The 774-nt window shown below is 68.6% G+C and carries 1 protein-coding gene; it reads right to left on the bottom strand.

Going from position 1 to position 774, the window contains the following annotated elements; translation table 11 throughout:
• Nucleotides 1–607 (bottom strand): transposase (locus OO57_RS38995; protein WP_033257483.1); only part of this gene is annotated, 607 nt, incomplete at its 3' end.
• Nucleotides 608–774: the final 167 nt, after the last annotated feature.

The raw sequence follows: 774 nt of genomic DNA, 5'->3' as shown, positions 1-774 counted from the left end.
GCCGGCTGTGTCGATGGCGAAGTCGTCGAGGCTGAAGCCGCCCACCACGGCGGCGGGTCTTGTGGACGTGCCGGGCATCGGGGTCGACGACGGACACGATCCGCTCGGGTGCGGTTGCGCGGGTGATGCGCCAGCGTCCGTCGCGGCCGTCGCAGTCGTCGGCGGGCTCGACGTCCTGCCCGGCGACCAGGGCCAGCAGGCCCACCGCGTTCGCGGCCTTCTCGCCCAGTTGCCGCTCGGGCAGGTGGCCCAGCAGCCTGAGCGCGTCGAGTCGACGCCGGAAGTAGGCCAGCAGCGACGAGTCGAACGCCGTGTCGTGCAGACCCAGCCCGCAGGCAGCCTTCCACCGCAGATCGCAGCGCAGTTCCTGCACCGTCTCGAAGTCGGAAAGGCCGTGCAGGGCCTGCAGCGTGATCGCTGCGGCCAGAACCTGCGGCGGCATGCTCGGACGGCCGTTCGCCGACGGGTACATGTCCGCGAACATCGCCGCCGGGAACAGCCGGCCCCGGTACTCGGCCAGGAACGCGAACACACTCCCCACCGGAATCAACTCCCGGCAGGTCTCCCACACATCCGGCCCGACCGTCTCCCCGGACCACTCACCCATCGCCACGAAACGAGTCTGACCCCACCACTCACACGGCGGAGCCAGAACCCAACATCTTCATCAGTCTTCTAGATGAATGATGCGAAGGGTTAGTGGTCGTAGGCGGTCAGGGAGCGCATGACGTGCTGGCCGGTGTGGTGGTTGTGCCAGATCGCGGTGGTCAGGGC

It is taken from the genome of Kitasatospora phosalacinea (assembly GCF_000717185.1).
Taxonomy (GTDB): domain Bacteria; phylum Actinomycetota; class Actinomycetes; order Streptomycetales; family Streptomycetaceae; genus Kitasatospora; species Kitasatospora phosalacinea_A.
The sequence above is the reverse complement of the archived record's forward strand: the minus strand, read 5'-3'. Positions and strand labels throughout refer to the sequence as shown.